The sequence below is a fragment of the Nonomuraea sp. NPDC049421 genome, from assembly GCF_040677005.1.
GTDB classification, from domain to species: Bacteria; Actinomycetota; Actinomycetes; order Streptosporangiales; family Streptosporangiaceae; genus Nonomuraea; species Nonomuraea salmonea.
Genome location: NZ_JBFAQA010000018.1, coordinates 201,227 through 216,503, shown reverse-complemented (window position 1 = coordinate 216,503; position 15,277 = coordinate 201,227). Strand labels below are relative to the sequence as shown.

Here is a 15,277-nt window from a genome sequence, read left to right as displayed (position 1 = left end):
ACTGCATCACCTTCTCCTGCGTCCAGATGACCGGCTTGGGGCGTACGGCCGGGGCCAGCTCGACCACGGCGGCGGGGTTGAAGTCCAGCAGCCGGCCGCACGCGAGCCCCGCCGTACCAACCGAACCCACCGACCAGGGTTGCCACGCCGCCGCACAGATACAGCCCTACGATCGCCACTGCATGGCTGGACGCCGTACGTGCTTGGGGGCGATCGACGATCCAGGGTTCGTTCCTCACCCTGGCTCACCGTCGATGGGGGCTGATCGCCAAACTCGACTGTGAGACCATCCGAGCAGGCAGCGTACAGCCGCTGCCTGTGAGAGCCGAGGAGCCCAGCGTGTTACTCGCGATGATCCTTTGGTACGCAATACCAGTCGTCATCGTTGTGGCATCGCTCTTTGTGTCGTCCCATAACCCACGACGCGAGGTCTTCTACCTGTCGGCTACTCTCGCCATCTTGATCATGGCGCTCGTGTTTGCTTGGACGGTGGCTCGGGAGGAGTGGGGAGTCTGGCTCTTCTTCATTCTCCCAGCGGCGCTTGTCACGGGCGTACGGCTGATTGTCGCCTCCGTCGTAGCGTCCGAGGACGCTCGTCGGTGACAGAGTTCGGAGTTGCAGTTCGGGTTGCAATACGAAGTCGTCCAAGGGTGTTCAGGATGGACCGCACACGCCCTCTGACCTGCATTGAACTGCCTGGAACCATGATCGGCCGAGCTTTTAATCCGTGGTTCCGGGTTCGAGCCCCGGGCGCCCTACCACTCCACGCCCCATCTGACCTGGTATTTCTCGGTTCTTGTACGCCTGGTGCGAGGCGAATACGGTCGAGTTCATGCTCGTCTGATGCTCTTCAGCACGCGTACGGCCCGCGGTGGGCGACGACAGGGTCCGGACGAGCCGGTTCCCGCTGCCGGGCCGTGATCACCTGAGACCGCCTCGTTGACGTCCCGTAGGAGATCCTTACCGGACAACCTCGGTGATCTCTATGGACGGACACGAGTTTCTCCCCGTAGACGGACACCACGGTCCCGGCAGAGGGGCAGAGATTCTCCCGGCACCCGGTCACTTGATAGCTGGTCTCGCTGCAGTCTCGGCTCCGACCAGGATCATCAGCCGGATTGCCCCACGTTCGCCATGCGATGGTCGGCGCTGGAACGTGGTCGGCGGCGATCGGCGGCCCCGCATCACCCCTGTGGCTGACGACTGGATCCGCGCGCCCGCCACGCCGGCTGGACCAGTCCAGCTCTCCTCGCGCGCCGAGTTCGTCCAGCAGGATCCGGTACAGCTTGGCCCACACCCTGGCGCTGCTCCACTCGCGGAAACGGCGGTGCACCGTCTGCCAGGACGCGCCGGACACCGGCGGCAACTGCCGCCAGGCGCACCCGGTAGTGGCCACGTACACGATCGCCGCCAGGATGACCCGATCGCCGACCCGCCGCCGACCGCCGCCTTGTCGGCGACGACCGCTCCTGAGGCCCGTCACGCGCTGCTGACCCGCTGATCACGCCGGCCCGGTGGATCTCTGTGGGAGTCGCGCCGTCGGCTCAGCCGCCATCCGCGCGGCACAGGGTGTCAGTCCTGGGCGGAGAGGACGCGACGGGCGGCCGCGAGCTGCTGATCCTTGGCCGTTCGCAGCGCCTGGAACTCGGCGGCGTGCGCGCGGACGGTACCGTCCTGGATGCGTTTCTCCACAGCGGACCAGACGGAGACGAGAGCCGTCTCCGCCTTGCACCGGACATCCACCTGTGCCGCGCGGATCTCTTCTCGGGTGGGGGCGCCGTCGCCCGTCCATCGTTCGTCGGCGACCGCGGCGAGCGGATCGGCGTAGCGCAGGCCGTGCTCCCGCATGCAGGCACTCCATGCCTGAAAGACCCGCTCGACCTCCGGGTCCTGCTGGGACCGCTCGAACGTCTCCGTGATGAGCCGGTTGAACAACGCCTCGTCGACCTGCGGCGTCCCGCGTTCGAGGTGATCGCGCGCCTCCCCCAGGCAACTGCCCGTCTTGCCGTACGCCGCCTCCCGCGCCGCCGTCGACAGGCGTCGCGTGCGGGTCTCCCGCGCGGCGAAGCGCCGGGCCACGGAGGGGCGGTCCGGGGGGACGCGGAACCCGTAGAGGCCGGCGACCTCTGCCTCCACGACGCCGTAGCGGCGCCGGTTGGGCGGTTCGATATCGTCGGCCACGGCCGGTGGCAGCACCTCCCACTCCATGCCCCGCCGGCGCATGCAGTCGCGGATCAGGAGGTCCTCGGCGGCCTCCAGGATCATGATGTCCGCCGGAGAGAAGTTGTACCTGTCGAAAGGCACGGAGAGCTCGCGCGCTTCCGCCCCCGGCATCGGCACCGGGGGCGCGGGTTCCGTTCCCTCCGCGGTGGCGCAGGCCGCCACCGCGGCCAGGAGGACCACCACCGACCCCAGCAGCCGAACCGACACGCGAACTCCTCTGGTGGGTACGGGGGTGGACGCTGTGATCAGCCGGGCTTGATGGAGCTGGCCTTGTTGTCGAAGCCGTTGTTCGACAGGTCAGCGTCTTCCGACCACGGTTTGGCCGTGTAGCCGTAGGAACCGGCGCAGCCGGAGGCGTTGTAGAACCGCACCCGGGCGCCGGAGGGGTTCCTCATGGAGCTCACCCGGTCGCTCAGCCTGCCCGTGGTCTGGCACTCATTGCCGCTGATGGTGAAGACCCACATGTCTCCCTTGAAGTTGTCGTGCTCGTACACGCAGAGGCTGTACTTGCACGCGTAGACGTCGGCCTGCGCACTGGGGCTGATCCCCAGGACCCCGGTCAGGACCAGAGCCGCGACGCCGGCTGTGCGCATGATGTGCCGCTTCATAGAACCCCTTCGTCTGAAGATCGAAATTAGGCGGGATCATAGCCACATGAGGTGACCGGTGCACCCGGAAGCCACATTTCGAGACGACCTAAAGGCAGCCGAAACGACAACGCCGAAGCTCGCACCATGGTACAAATCGGCCAGATTGCTCGTCTCGTGCAGGGGATCACGGTTCCCCGGACCAGAAGGGAGCTGCGATGACACGAGCGACGGAATTCCAGGAGCTGCGACCTGCACTGCTTCAAAACTCGTCCGCATGGTCTGAGCCGGCGTTTCTTCGGATCAGCTAGGCGGCTCGGGTGGTACTCGTTGATGGCTCCGCTGAGCACCTTTCGGCGCTGAATCCGGCCGCCGACTCGTCCTGAGGCCAGATCTGCAGGAGATAACGGTCGATGACCTCGTCGGAAGTCCGACTTGAAGCTGATCTCCACGGTGCACGCCGAGATCGAACGACACAGTGCGAGGATCGGTCATGGCCGGCAGCCTACGATCATGAACTGACATCCTCTTGCCGTTCATGGTCGTGCATGATCCGTAGGTTCCGGTCGGCTCGGAAGGGTGCCTGCCGGTTCAGCGGTCGTCGTCCGCGAAGCCGGTGCGGTAGGCGAAGACCACGGCTTGGACGCGGTCGCGTAGGTCCAGTTTGGTGAGGATCCGGGAGACGTAGGTTCGGACGGTCTCGAAGCTGATGACCAGCTCCGCGGCTATCTCGGCGTTGGAGAGGCCGCGGGCGATCAGCCGCAGTACCTCGCGTTCGCGGGGAGCCAGGACGGCCAGCGGATCTTCGTCGGGGGTGGGGGCGGCCGGGCGGAGGCGGTCGGCGAAGCGACCTATCAGGGTACGGGTCACGGTGGGGGACAGCAGGGACTCTCCGCGCGCGACGGTGCGGACGCCGTTCACCAGCTCCAGGAGAGGGGCGTCCTTCAGAAGGAAGCCGCTGGCTCCGGCGCGCAGGGCTTCGTAGACGTACTTGTCCACGTTGAACGTGGTCACCACCAGTACCTTCGGCGGCGCCACGACACCGGGGCCGGCGATGCGCCTCGTCACCTCGATGCCGTCCATCAGCGGCATGTGGATGTCCATGATCACCACGTCGGGCTGCAGGCTGGTGACCACCTCGACCGCGGCCGGGCCGTCGGCGGCCACGCCGGCCACCGCCATGTCCGGCTGCGCGTCGAACGCCGTGACGTAGCCGGTACGGACGACCTCCTGGTCCTCGCAGATCACGACACGGATGGTCATTCGGCACCGCCCACGGGGATCGACGCGGAGACTCGGAAACCGCCGTCCGGCTGCTCGCCTGCGGACAGCGTGCCGCCCAGCACGCCGATCCGCTCGCGCAGTCCGGCCAGGCCGCGCCCGCCGGACAGGCCGCTTCTCGCGCCGACGGGGACCGCGGCGGCGGCGTTGGTCACCTCGGCCTCCACCCGGTCGTCCCGGTAGCCGATGCGAACGGTGGTGGGGCGGCCTTCTGCGTACTTGACGGCGTTCGTCAGGCCCTCCTGCACCACCCGGTACACGGCCAGCCGCACGCCGGCCGGAAGCGAGGGCTGGTCGCCGTCCTCCACCAGCTCGATCGGCTGGCCGCCGCTCCGGGTCTGTTCGACCAGGTCTCGCACGCTGCCCACGGCGGGTGCGGCCGACTCTCCTGTCGCCTCCAGCACGTCCAGCAGAGACCGCAGCTCGGTCAGGGCCCGGCGGCCGGCGCCGCCGATCGTGGACAGTGCCGTGACCACCTGCTCAGGCGAGGTGGCCACGAACTGCGTGGCGTCGGCCTGCACGACGATGCCGGTGACGTGGTGGGTCACCACGTCGTGCAGCTCCCGCGCGATGCGCGCCCGCTCTGCGGCGGCCGCGGCCTCGGCGGCGAGCCTCCGTCGCTCGGCCTCCTGGAGCCGCTGCCCGCGTACGAAGGCGCCGACCAGCCAGCACGCGGCGAAAAGCAGGTAGAAGATCAGGAAGTCGCTCTGCAGCAGCGGTGAGCCGAGCAGAACGATGGCCACGCACAGCCCGACGTACGCGGCCGAAGCCACGGCGGCGATGACGCGCCGGAATCGCTCCTGGTGCGCGCCCACCGAGTACAGCGCGATGTACACCGTCACGGTGCCGAACTGCATCGGGTAGCCGAGCGTCTCGTGGAGCACGAAAGCCATGCCGCTGATCGCCAGACAAGCGGCAGGCCATCGGGTCCGCACGGCCAGAGGCACCGTCTGGGCGAGGATCAGGACGATCTGGAACGCGTCGGCCGGACGTCCTGACCGGTCGCCGAACTCGACGCTCATGATCGACAGCGCCGGCACGAACGCCAGCCCGGTGCACGCGACGGCCAGCCACCGGTCCCACGCCGTGGCGTCGTAGACGCGCCGCAGCTCCCGCAACCGCCGCAACCGGTCGCTGGCACAGGTCCCCGACATAGGTCAGAGCCTAGCGATCCCTGATCCCGATGTTGCCGCGCTTGTCCCTCATGTGAGCTACACGCAATGTCCGCAACGCAGGGATTCGGGACAGGGCCGTGCACTCCTACCTTTCTCATCAGCGGCCGGCAACCACGGTCAACCGCGACGTCAGATCGCGGCACATCGGTGATTCGGAGGACAACACCATGGGAAACACCATCCGCGTACGCGTCGCCGCCGCCGGCGCCCTGACCGCGGTCGCGGCAACGGGGGCGGTGATCGGCGGCCAACCGGCCGACGCCAGGGCCGTGGCGACCGCCGGTCACGTCCAGACTTCGATCAAGTGGGGTAAGTGCCCGGAACCCGCGCCGGGCGCCAGGCGAGATCCCAGGCAGACCTGCGGCACGGTCAAGGTGCCTCTGGACCACCGCCGCCCCGGCGGAGAGACCATAACCGTCGCGGTCTCCAGGATCGCCACCGCCAAGCCCGGCAAGAAGCGCGGCGACCTGCTGTTCAACCCGGGTGGTCCGGGACTGCAGGGCCTGGACATGCCCGGCCAGATGGCACTCACGCTGCCGAAAGAGGTGCGGGACTCCTACGACCTGATCGGGTTCGACGCGCGCGGCGTCGGCCACAGCACCCCGATGAGCTGCGGTCTGTCCGGCAGCAGCATGCTCACCATCTTCCCCTACCCCGGCGCCGGCGGCTCGATCGAGGGCAACGTCACCACCGCGCGCGCCGTCGCCCGGCAGTGCGCCACGATCGGTGCCAAGCTTCGCTTCTTCACCAGCGCGAACACAGCGCGCGACATGGATCGCATCCGCCAGGCGCTCGGGGCGCGGAAGATCTCCTACTGGGGTCAGTCCTTCGGCACCTACCTCGGCGCGGTCTACGCCTCACTGTTCCCCCGCAACACCGACCGGATGGTGCTGGAGGGCAACGTCGACCCGGCCAAGGTGTGGGCGAAGATGCTGAACACCTGGAACCAGGGCATGAACGACCGGTTCCCGGACGCCGCCCGCGTGGCCGCGGCGAACGACGCCGACCTCGGGCTGGGCGGCACCGCCGACGAGGTCACCGACACCTTCCTCGCGCTGGCCGACCGTCTCGACCGCGAGCCGGCCACGATGCCGGGCACATCGGTGGCCATCAGCGGTGCGCTGCTACGCGGCGTCACGTACCAGATGTTGCAGCGCAACGAGATGCTGGCCCCGCTCACCCGGTTCTGGAAGGCGGCGGCCGACCTGTCCGCCGACAAGGCCCCGGCGGACACGGACGCCGCCGTGCTCCGGCAGGTTCTCGCCGACACCCCGGCCGCGAAGGGCGTGCCGGCGGACAACCAGGCCACCATGGTCCTGGCCATGCTCTGCGGGGACACCACCTGGTCGCGGGAGGTGGACTCCTACGCCGACGCCACCGCGGCCGCCCGCGCGAAGTACCCGCTGAGCGCGGGCATGCCCAACAACGTCCTGCCGTGCGCGTTCTGGTCGCAGAAGCCGATCGAACCGCTGGTCAGGATCTCCTCGCGCGGTGCGCGTAACGTCCTGATCCTGCAGAACCGCCGCGACAACGCCACACCGTGGGCCGCGGGTCGAGGAATGCGCAGGGCCCTGGGTGACCGCGCCCGTTTCCTCGGTGTCGAGCACGGCGGCCACTTCGTCTACGGCACCGGATCGACCTGCGCCGACAAGGCCACCGTCGCCTTCCTCGTCAAGGGAACCCTGCCGGCCAAGGACGTCTCCTGCGACGGCCCCCGGCCCTGACCGTCATGCCAACGGCTCGCCCACTGTTGAACTCGAGGTGTTTTGGATGCGCATCGGATTGTTCGTAGACGAGAAGGGGCCGTCCCTCGACCTGATCGTCGATCAGGCTCGCGCTGCGGCCACGGCCGGCTTCTCCGGGGTGTGGCTGGGCCAGCGCGACGGCAGGGACGCGCTGACCACACTGGCGGTGGCGGGGCGTCAGGTGCCCGGCATCGAGCTCGGTACGGCGGTGGTGCCGAGCTACCCCCGGCATCCGCTGGCCCTCGCGGCGCAGGCGCTGACGGTCCAGGAGGCGGTTGGCGGCCGGCTCAGCCTGGGGCTTGGTGTCAGCCACCGGCACATCATCGAAGGGCAGTACGGCCTTTCCTTCGACCGCCCTGTTCGTCACCTCCGCGAGTACCTGTCCGCGCTGGTTCCGCTGCTGAAAGGCGAGACCGTGACGTACGAGGGCGAGACACTCCAGGCCGCGGGCGCGGTCGACATCGCGGCAGCGGCGCCGCCGTCCGTGCTTGTCGGCGCACTCGGCCCGGCGATGTTGCGGGTGGCCGGAGAACTGGCCGACGGAACCATCACGACGTGGGCCAACGCGACGGCTCTCGCCGACCACGTCGTTCCTGCCATCACCCGGGCGGCGGGGCGGCGTACGCCACGTGTGGTCGCTTCCACAGTCGTCTGCGTCACCTCGCACGAAGACGATCGCAGAAACTGGGTCGCTGAGAATTTCGGGATGGTCGGGCAGTTGCCCAGCTACCGCGCCGTGCTCGACCAAGGTCGCGCCGCAGGCCCTCAGGACACGGTCGTCATCGGTGACGAGGTTGTCGTCGAGCGGCAGATCCGCCGGCTGTTCGACGCCGGTGCCACGGAACTCGTGGTGATGCTTCTCGGCTCAGAGGATGAACAGGCCCGGAGCACCGCACTCCTGGCCGACCTTGCGGAAACTCACTCGAAAGGATCACGATCGTGACGTCTCCGGAGCACGCGGAAAATGCTCTCCCGCAAGCCGGCTCCGCCACGGGCCGCGGCCGGTTGCGCAGGTTCCGGTTTCCCGTTCTGCTGATCGCGTTGTTCGGTGTGATGGTGGTGACGGGCGGGATCACCCAGCTCGTCCTGCCCGTACCGATCCTCGCCCTGCCGGTGGGGGTCGGCCTGGCCATCGCAGCCCTGACCTGCTACCGCTGGTTGTGCCGGGTCGTCGAGCTCCGCCCGGACATCCCCGAACTCGGCAGGACGGGACGATGGTCCCGGCTGCGGCGCGGGACGCTGATCGGGCTCGGCATGTTCAGCGGGTTGATGGCGCTGATCGCGGTGTTCGGTGGCTGGCAGGAGGTGTCCTGGGGTTCCGTCGGCGGGTTCCTCGGCGCCGCGGGGATGATGGCGAGTGTCGCCGTCATCGAAGAACTGCTGTTCCGCGGGGTGCTGTTCCGCATCATGGAGGAACGTGCAGGAACGGTGATCGCCCTGGTCATATCCGGGCTGCTGTTCGGTGCGATGCATCTGATCAACCCCCACGCCACCCTGTGGGGTGCGCTCGCGATCGCCTTGACGGCCGGAGTCATGCTGGCCGCCGCCTACATCGCGACCCGCTCGCTGTGGCTGCCCATCGGCCTGCACTTCGCCTGGAACTTCACCCAAGCCGGGATCTTCGGTGTCACGGTCTCCGGATCGGCCGTACAGTCCGAGGGCCTGCTGAACGTCACGCTGTCCGGCCCGTCCGCACTGACCGGCGGCGCCTTCGGCCCCGAGGCCAGCCTCTTCGCCCTGCTGATCTGCATGGTGCCCACGATCCTCCTGCTGCGGCGGGCCGCCCGCACCGGCCGGATCCGGCCTCGCCCACACCGCGCCAAGCTCTCCGCCTGATGGAGGGAGGTCGGCTTGCTGGGTTGCTCACCGGGATCGAGGCGCCAGGCCGCACAGATAAGTGGCCTCCTCCAGCAGCTGTGGCGTCAGCCTGACTCCGGTGAGGTGCTCGGCCAGGGCGAATGCCGCCTTGTCGTGGATGCCGCGATCGATGTCGTCGCCGAGGTCGAAGCCGGCTCGTCGCATCGTCTCCACGAGTTCGTCCGGGGCGCTGCCGTGGCGGAAGGACGGGAAAAGCGGGTCGAAGGAGAGACGAATCTCCCCGTCCTCCACCCAGTGGAAGCAGCCCACTGCGGTTGAACCATAAGTAGTCGACTGCAGTCGGGGCCATTTCGGCATCCTCGCAGCAGTGAACCGTGCAGTCCCCTACCGGCCGGAGGTGAAGGAGGCGGCGGGGACGAACAGTTCGTGCCCGGTGCCGAAGCGGACCCGTACGCCTTCCGGAGTCCACTGTGTGGACGGCATCGGCTTGTCGGCGACGCCCGGGAAGCCGATGTCGACGAAGTGGCCGTAGCGCAGCGACGGATCGCGTCCCGCGTACAGGCGATAGGAGTCCTCCAGCAGCGAGTGCTCGCGGATGAGCGCGATCACGTGCGGGGAGCCGTCGTCGTACGTGACCGTGCCGGGCTGCTTGGCGGTGTAGAAGGTCTGCTGGGCGGGCCAGCGCATGGCGATCACCGCCCCTGCGCACAACACGACGCCCACGATCAGGCCGATCATCAGGGGGCCGAGCCGTCCCGGCCGACGCGCGGTGCCGGATGGCGCGGGGGTGTGGACCGTCATGCTCACCTCTCCGTCAGGGACGTGACGACCCTTCCAGGCCCGCCTTTCACGCTCCTTTCTCGCCGCTTGAAGGACTCCCCGGGCAGGGCAGCGCTCACAGAAGTCCTCTCCGGTGGAGATTTCCCATGAGGTCGCGGATCCCGAAGCTCCACGGCGCGCAGTCCTCGGCGTGCTGGACGCGGTTGACCAGGGTGCCGAGTGCGGGAGAGCTGATCCGCACCACATCGCCGGTCTTGTGCGTGAAGCCCTCGCCCGGGTGGTCGCGGTCCTGGATGGGGGCGAACATCGTGCCGAGCATGAGGACCGCGCCGTCGGGATAGTGATGCTGCGGGCCGATCAGCTGCCGCACCAGCGCTTCCGGATCGCGGGAGATCCGCGACATCTCCGAGACCGCCTCAAGGCGGAAGCCGTCCTCGCCTTCGAGGTCCAGCCGCACCGCGAGGCCGCGTACGTGGTCCAGGTCGAACCGCTCGTCGAAGAGCCGGATGAGGGGGCCGAGCGCGCAGGACGCGTTGTTGTCCTTCGCCATCGGCAGCAGGAGCGCGGATCGGCCTTCGACGTCCCGGAGGTTGACGTCGTTGCCGAGCGTCGCCCCCACGATCCGGCCGCTCGACTGGACGACGAGTGACACCTCGGGCTCCGGGTTGTTCCATGTCGAGGCGGCGAGCACCCCGACGGGCACCGCGGTTCCCATGGCGGACAGGATCTGGCCCTTGGTGAAGATCTCGGCGTCAGGGCCGATCCCGACCTCCAGGTACTGGCTCCACATGCCTTCGGCGACGAGCAGGGTCTTCAGCCGTGCCGCCTCCTCGGAACCTGGCGTGAGGTCGTGCAGGTCGACGCCGGCGAGCATCCGGCGACGGATGTCCGCCGCGAGCGCCATGTCGCCGCCGGCCCGTTCTTCGATGACGCGCTCGATCATCGAGACGGCGAAGGTCACCCCGGCGGCCTTGAGCGCCTGGAGGTCGACCGGTGCGAGCAGCCAGGGCCGGGTACGGTCGCGGTCAGGGGACCCGGTGTTGGCGAGCACGTCCTCGAAGGCGCCGACGTGCCGGCCGTGCAGCCCGGAGACGACGGCAGCGGGTTCCGGCAGCTCGCAGATGTCGCGGACCGTCGGGAAGTCCGCGCTGATGTCGATGACCTCTCCGTCGCGGACCACCACGGGTGACGGCCCTTCGGCGAGGGGATCCCAGATCCGGCCGATCAGGACGGCGTCCGCGGCGTCGTCCGGCAGCGCGTCCGCGGCCGTCCCGAACCAGGCGGGCTCAGCGGACGATGACAGGCTCATTCGCCGTCTCCCAGGTTGAAGAAGGACCGCTCGTCGGGGGGCCGGATGTCGAAGACGGCGTCCTGGAACAACCGCATGGGGTGAGGTGTGAAGGGATGCCGTGCGATCGCGTCAAGGTCGAGCTCGATGCCGAGACCGGGCCCGGTCGGGATGAGGATGTCGCCCTCCTCCGTCAGCACGAGTCTCTCGTTGGTGACCTCCGGGCGCCACGGGACGTCGGTGGCCATGATCTCCAGGTAGCGGAAGTTGGGCAGGGCGGCCCCGAGCTGCAGCGTCGCCGCCGTGCTCAGCGGTCCGCTGGGGTTGTGCGGCGCGAACCCGACGTAGCTGGTCGCGGCGAGCGTCGAGATGAAGGCCAGCTCGGCGATGCCGCCGGCGTGCGTCACGTCAGGCTGGACGTAGTCGACCGCCTGGCGGGCGAGCGCCGGCGCGAAACCCTGCCGTCCGAACCATCGCTCCCCCGCGGCGATGGGCACCGGCGATGCCCGGCGGATGTCGACGAGGGCGTCGAGGTTGTCCGGAGGGCAGGGCTCCTCGAAGAACACCGGGTCGAACTGCGCGATCTCCCGCGCGATCTTGATGGCGTGAGCGACGTCGAACCGGCCGTGGCCCTCGATGAACAGCTCGACGTCGGGCCCGACGGCGGAGCGGACGGCGTCGAGCTGCGCGAGCACGCGGTCCATCTGCCGGGAGGTGATCGTGAGGTCGAAGTTCTCGAAGGGGTCCCACTTGAGGCCGCGGAAACCGCCGTCGACGGTCCTCCTCGCGGCGGCCGCGTACTCCTCGGGCGTGGCGGCTCCGGAGAACCAGCCGTTGGCGTACGCGCGCACCCGGTCGCGGGTGGCGCCGCCGAGCAGGCGGGAGACCGGGACGCCGAGCTCTCGTGCCGAGATGTCCCACAGCGCCATCTCGAACGAGCTCAGCGCGGTCATGATGACGGGGCCGCCGCGCCAGTACCAGTCCCTGGCCAGCTCGTACAGGATGCCGGAGATGCGCGTGGGGTCCAGCCCGATCACGGCCTCGGACAGTTCGGCGACGGCGCCCTGGACGGCGCGTTCCTTGCCCTCCAGGGTCGCTTCGCCCAGCCCGACGATTCCTTCGTCCGTCGAGACGCGGACGATCACGAGATTGGTGCGGTAGAAGTCGACGACGAGAGTGTCGACTGAGGTGATCTTCACGTGCGGCTCAGCCCTTCACGGCGCCGGCGGTCATGCCGGCGACCACATACTTCTGGACGAACAGGTAGAAGACGACGGCCGGTGCCGTGAACAGGAACGAGACCGCCATGACCGTCTGGATGGGCGTGCCGAGCTCGCCGATGAAGTTGGCGATGCCGACCGATGCCGGCTGCGTCCCGGGAGTGAAGATGAACGTCACCGCGAAGACGTACTCGTTCCAGGCGTGGAAGAACGCGATGACCGCGCTGGCGGCGAGCGAGGGGGCGATCAGCGGCACGTTGATGCGGGTGAGCACGGTGAGCGGTCGTGCTCCGTCGACCCGCGCGGACTCCTCGATCTCACGGGGCAGGCCGTCGAAGGCGCCCTTGAGGATGAGGGCGACGATCGGCAGGACGAAGGCGGAGTTGACCAGGATGAGCCCGCCGAGGGAGTCGAGGAGGTCGAACCGCCGGAAGAGCGCGAACAGCGGCACGACCATGAGCGCCTCGGGAAGCATCTGCGTGAACAGCAGCACGACGGTCATGAGGACCTTGCCCCGGAACGAGAAGCGCGACAAAGCGTAGCCGAGCGGGATGCCGAGACCGATCGAGAGGATCGTCGTGCCCGCGGCGATCACCAGGCTGTTGCGCAGCCAGGTCGCCGCCTTGCCTTCGGCCAGCGCGTCGATGAAGACGCCGAACTGGGAGAAGTCGGGGACGAGCCGGGCCTCGGCGGCGAAGAGCTCCGAGTCACCGGACAGCGCGGTGACGAACATCCAGTACAGCGGGAAGACGGCGATCCCGAGCACGACGAGAACACCGACGATCCGCAGGGTCAGACCGATGTGGGGCAGCCTCATGAGCCGGCCTCCCTTTCAGCGGCGCGCGCGACGAACCGGCTGCCCGCGATGACGATGAGCGAGATGATCACACCGACCATGCCGACCGCCGCCGCCGAGCCGAGTTGCTTGGAGTCGAAGGCCTGCGAGTAGAGGTCGATGACCAGCGTCTCGGTCGCGCCGACCGGTCCGCCCTTCGTCATGAGCCAGATGAGCTCGAATCGCCGCAGCGACCAGATGGTCATGAGGACGGCGAGCAGGCCGACGGTCGGCTTGATGGACTGCCAGGTGACGGCCCGGAAGGTCGCCCATCGTCCCGCGCCGTCCATCATCGCGGCCTCGGTGAGGTGCGACGGGACTGCCTGCAGCGCGGACAGCAGGACCACCGAGGTGAACGGGAACAGCTGCCAGATGGTCGTGACGAGGATGGCCGGGAGGGCGTAGCGCGGGCTGTCGAGGATCGCGCCGCCGGGGACGCCGAGGCCGACCGTGTCAAGGAAGCGGTTCACGATGCCGTAGTCCGGGTTGAGCATCCAGATCGCGATGAGCGCGACCGCGATGCCGGGCGCCGCCCACGGAATGGTCACCAGTGCCCGCGCCAGCCCTCGTCCGCGGAAGCCCTTGTTGAGCAGCAGGGCGACTCCGAGCCCGGTTCCCACGGCGGCGACGACGCACACGACGACGTAGATGAGGGTGATGAGGAGGGTACGGCGGAACTCCGCATCGCCGAAGATGCGGGTGTAGTTGTCGAGCCCCACCCAGGTGCTGTGTGTGGGGTTCAGCAACGAGGTTCGCGTGAAGCTCAGAAAGACTTCCTGCGCCAGCGGAACGACCTGGAAGACCAGGATGAAGAGGGCTGCGGGGGCCAGGAAGAAGTAGGGCGTCCACTTGCTCCCCAGAGGGCTGCCTCGACGCCGGGTCCCGGTTCGAGGCCCTGGAAGCTGCTGCTGTTCCAGCGCGGTCATCGAATGTGGTCCTTAGTGAAAAATAGGACGCCGCCGGCGAAAGGGGCTCGCCGGCGGTGTCGTCCGGTCAACCGACCTGCTGGGTCGCCTGCTGCTGAGCGCGGTCCAGTGCGGTCTTGAGGTCGACCGTGCCCTGGAGCGCCGCGATCACGTTCTGCACGACGATCTTCCGGATGTCCGGCGTCTGCGCCTCGAATCCCTGGACGATCTGCGGCAGGCTCGTCTCGGTGAGGTCGTCGAAGACCGTCAGGAACGGCGTCTCCTTGAGCTGCTCGGGGCTTCGCTTGGTGACCGTCGCCACGCTGCTGGCGCCGAGGATCTCCTGCAGCTTGACCTGGTTCTCCGGCTCGAGCGTCCACTTGATGAAGGTCGCCGCCGCCTCCTTGGCCGGGCTCGCCTCGTTGATCACGATGGGGGCGAGGATCGTGCCCTGCTTGCGGACCGGGAAGGGGATGGGTGCGACGTTGAAGTTCAGATCGGCGTTCTGGCCGCGGGTCGCCGTCACGTAGCCGCCGTTGTTGAGCTCCATGCCGACCTTGCCCTCGGCGAACATGCGGCGGAACGTCGCCGCGTCCGTGCCACGCGGGATCACCTTGGCGTCGTACAGGTCCTTGAACGCCTGCAGGCCCTTGAGGTTCGCGGGTGAGTTGATCGTCAGCTTCTGGCCGTCCGACCACGCGCCGCCGAAGCCGTAGACGTAGTTGAAGATGTCCTGCCACACGCCGGCTTCCTCGGCCTCCGTCTGGCGGAACGCCAGGCCGTAGGTGTCGCCCTTGGTCAGCGACTTGGCCGTCTTGACGAACTCCTCATAGGTCGTGGGCGGCTTCTTGATCAGGTCGGCGTTGTAGAACATCGCGTAGTTCGACGCCTCGAAGATGATCCCGTGACGCTGGCCGTCATGGACCATGAACTGGTCCGGCTGCTTGATCAGGTCGTACTTGCTGACGTCGACGAGGTCGTCGAGCGGTGCGATGAGGCCGGCATCCGCGGCGGACTCGAACTCCGGCATGTCGAAGCGGATCAGGTCGGGCCCTTTTCCGCTGCCCATCTGGGTCAGGACGGTCTGGCCGAAGGTCGGGTACGGCACCGCCGCGGGAGAGACCTGAATCTTGTTCTGGCTCTTGTTGAACTCCTCGAGCCATTTCGTGAGGAGCGGGCCCCGGCCGGGGTCGCCGAGGGTCGAGGCGGCGAACGTCAGCTTGGTCACGCCGCCTTCGGATCCGCCGTCGTCGGAGCCGCAGCCGGTCAAGAGGGCGGCGGCCATACAGGTGACGCCGGCCGCCGCGACCATGCTCCGGCGAACGCGATGCAGCCTCATTTGTACTCCAGAGTGATGACTCGTAACTTCCTGTCGGAATTGCAACGATCGTAGCGACATGTGCAACGGTGTCAAGTAGCT

15 protein-coding genes and 1 pseudogene are annotated in these 15,277 nt (G+C 68.2%); 4 read left to right on the top strand and 12 right to left on the bottom strand.

The window, feature by feature from the left end; genetic code table 11:
• Positions 1–339: 339 nt before the first annotated feature.
• Positions 340–603 carry a hypothetical protein gene (locus tag AB0K18_RS28995; RefSeq protein WP_364920233.1) on the top strand — a complete coding sequence of 88 codons (264 nt, stop codon included), beginning with the start codon at positions 340–342 and terminating at the stop codon, positions 601–603.
• Positions 604–1,231: 628 nt separating this feature from the next.
• On the opposite strand, the pseudogene AB0K18_RS28990 reads toward AB0K18_RS28995, so the two are convergent.
• From AB0K18_RS28990 to AB0K18_RS28970, 5 genes and pseudogenes are all read right to left on the bottom strand, one after another.
• Positions 1,232–1,459: pseudogene (locus tag AB0K18_RS28990) on the bottom strand (transposase); the annotation flags it as partial.
• Between the two features lie 113 nt (positions 1,460–1,572).
• A complete protein-coding gene (locus AB0K18_RS28985; RefSeq protein WP_364920232.1) occupies positions 1,573–2,430 on the bottom strand; it encodes a hypothetical protein in 858 nt (285 codons plus the stop codon).
• 38 nt (positions 2,431–2,468) lie between these two features.
• The gene (locus tag AB0K18_RS28980) at positions 2,469–2,831 is read right to left on the bottom strand and encodes a peptidase inhibitor family I36 protein (RefSeq protein ID WP_364920229.1); all 363 of its coding nucleotides are present in this window, start codon (positions 2,829–2,831) and stop codon (positions 2,469–2,471) included.
• A 570-nt stretch (positions 2,832–3,401) separates the two neighbouring features.
• Positions 3,402–4,073 (bottom strand): response regulator transcription factor, encoded by a 672-nt coding sequence (locus AB0K18_RS28975; RefSeq protein WP_364920227.1) that lies wholly within the window; start codon positions 4,071–4,073, stop codon positions 3,402–3,404.
• The gene (locus tag AB0K18_RS28970; RefSeq protein WP_364920225.1) at positions 4,070–5,245 is read right to left on the bottom strand and encodes a histidine kinase; all 1,176 of its coding nucleotides are present in this window, start codon (positions 5,243–5,245) and stop codon (positions 4,070–4,072) included. The genes AB0K18_RS28975 and AB0K18_RS28970 overlap by 4 nt, the downstream gene beginning before the upstream one ends.
• Before the next feature lie 188 nt (positions 5,246–5,433).
• Between AB0K18_RS28970 and AB0K18_RS28965 the strand changes: the two genes are divergently transcribed.
• Genes AB0K18_RS28965 through AB0K18_RS28955 form a run of 3 tightly spaced genes read left to right on the top strand, consistent with a single transcriptional unit; the run spans position 5,434 to position 8,847 of the window.
• Positions 5,434–6,990, top strand: coding sequence for an alpha/beta hydrolase (locus AB0K18_RS28965; RefSeq protein WP_364920223.1), 1,557 nt, complete (start codon positions 5,434–5,436; stop codon positions 6,988–6,990).
• Positions 6,991–7,036: 46 nt separating this feature from the next.
• The gene (locus tag AB0K18_RS28960) at positions 7,037–7,954 is read left to right on the top strand and encodes a TIGR03564 family F420-dependent LLM class oxidoreductase (RefSeq protein WP_364920220.1); all 918 of its coding nucleotides are present in this window, start codon (positions 7,037–7,039) and stop codon (positions 7,952–7,954) included.
• The gene (locus AB0K18_RS28955; protein WP_364920217.1) at positions 7,951–8,847 is read left to right on the top strand and encodes a type II CAAX endopeptidase family protein; all 897 of its coding nucleotides are present in this window, start codon (positions 7,951–7,953) and stop codon (positions 8,845–8,847) included. Before AB0K18_RS28960 ends, AB0K18_RS28955 begins: the two co-directional genes overlap by 4 nt.
• 27 nt (positions 8,848–8,874) lie before the next feature.
• On the opposite strand, the gene AB0K18_RS28950 is transcribed toward AB0K18_RS28955, so the two are convergent.
• From AB0K18_RS28950 to AB0K18_RS28920, 7 genes are all read right to left on the bottom strand, one after another.
• Complete coding sequence (locus AB0K18_RS28950) at positions 8,875–9,186, bottom strand: DUF6461 domain-containing protein (RefSeq protein ID WP_364920214.1); 312 nt, start codon at positions 9,184–9,186, stop codon at positions 8,875–8,877.
• Positions 9,187–9,213: 27 nt separating this feature from the next.
• Entirely contained in the window at positions 9,214–9,630 is a 417-nt protein-coding gene (locus AB0K18_RS28945) for a hypothetical protein (protein ID WP_364920212.1), read from the bottom strand.
• A 94-nt stretch (positions 9,631–9,724) separates the two neighbouring features.
• Positions 9,725–10,918: a fumarylacetoacetate hydrolase family protein gene (locus tag AB0K18_RS28940; RefSeq protein WP_364920209.1), complete on the bottom strand. Its 1,194-nt coding sequence runs from the start codon at positions 10,916–10,918 to the stop codon at positions 9,725–9,727.
• Positions 10,915–12,096, bottom strand: coding sequence for a mandelate racemase/muconate lactonizing enzyme family protein (locus AB0K18_RS28935; RefSeq protein ID WP_364920206.1), 1,182 nt, complete (start codon positions 12,094–12,096; stop codon positions 10,915–10,917). Before AB0K18_RS28935 ends, AB0K18_RS28940 begins: the two co-directional genes overlap by 4 nt.
• 7 nt (positions 12,097–12,103) lie before the next feature.
• On the bottom strand, positions 12,104–12,934 hold the full coding sequence (locus tag AB0K18_RS28930) for a carbohydrate ABC transporter permease (RefSeq protein ID WP_364920203.1): 831 nt from the start codon (positions 12,932–12,934) through the stop codon (positions 12,104–12,106).
• Positions 12,931–13,878 (bottom strand): sugar ABC transporter permease, encoded by a 948-nt coding sequence (locus AB0K18_RS28925; protein ID WP_364920200.1) that lies wholly within the window; start codon positions 13,876–13,878, stop codon positions 12,931–12,933. The genes AB0K18_RS28930 and AB0K18_RS28925 overlap by 4 nt, the downstream gene beginning before the upstream one ends.
• 67 nt (positions 13,879–13,945) lie before the next feature.
• Positions 13,946–15,196 carry a sugar ABC transporter substrate-binding protein gene (locus tag AB0K18_RS28920; protein ID WP_364920197.1) on the bottom strand — a complete coding sequence of 417 codons (1,251 nt, stop codon included), beginning with the start codon at positions 15,194–15,196 and terminating at the stop codon, positions 13,946–13,948.
• Between the last annotated feature and the right edge of the window lie 81 nt (positions 15,197–15,277).